The organism is Paraburkholderia sp. BCC1885, from assembly GCF_900996235.1.
In the GTDB taxonomy this organism is placed as follows: Bacteria; Pseudomonadota; Gammaproteobacteria; order Burkholderiales; family Burkholderiaceae; genus Paraburkholderia.
Genome location: NZ_CAAJGM010000118.1, coordinates 1 through 477, shown reverse-complemented (window position 1 = coordinate 477; position 477 = coordinate 1). Strand labels below are relative to the sequence as shown.

At 61.4% G+C, this 477-nt stretch carries 1 protein-coding gene; it reads right to left on the bottom strand.

Going from position 1 to position 477, the window contains the following annotated elements; genetic code table 11:
• Window positions 1-115: 115 nt before the first annotated feature.
• Window positions 116-477, bottom strand: a 362-nt coding sequence (locus FQ755_RS12890; RefSeq protein ID WP_144154719.1) for a helix-turn-helix domain-containing protein, incomplete at its 5' end; no start/stop codon positions are given.

Genomic DNA, 477 nt, shown 5'->3' with positions numbered 1-477 from the left:
GTGTTCATGCAAGAATCATAACGGCATTATGATTCTTGCATGTCATGGGGTAACTACCGGGATGCGGGACGGAGTGCGCGAGTTGCAGCGAAGCCACGGTACCGGTGCCGCAGTGTTATGTCCTCCGCTCGCTTTGTTCTACCTCCCTCGGCGTCACCCCCAGCATGCGCTTCATCCAGTGCGCCATATGGCTCGCATGCGCGAAGCCGCAATCGAGCGCGACCTGGCTGACCGGAAGCTTGCCTTGTAGAAGCAGCCGCTTCGCGCGTTCGACGCGCTTCTCCACCACGAATCGATGCACGGGCGTCCCGAACGTCCGCCGGAACAAGAGCTTGAAATGCGGCACGCTGAGCCCGGCAACCTCGGCCAGCTCGGCGAGCGTCAGGCTCCGGTCGAGATGCGCGTCGATATAGTCGACCACGCGCATCGCCGCGCTTCGGTTCAAGGCTGGCTTGATCGATAGCGAAGCTGAGTCCT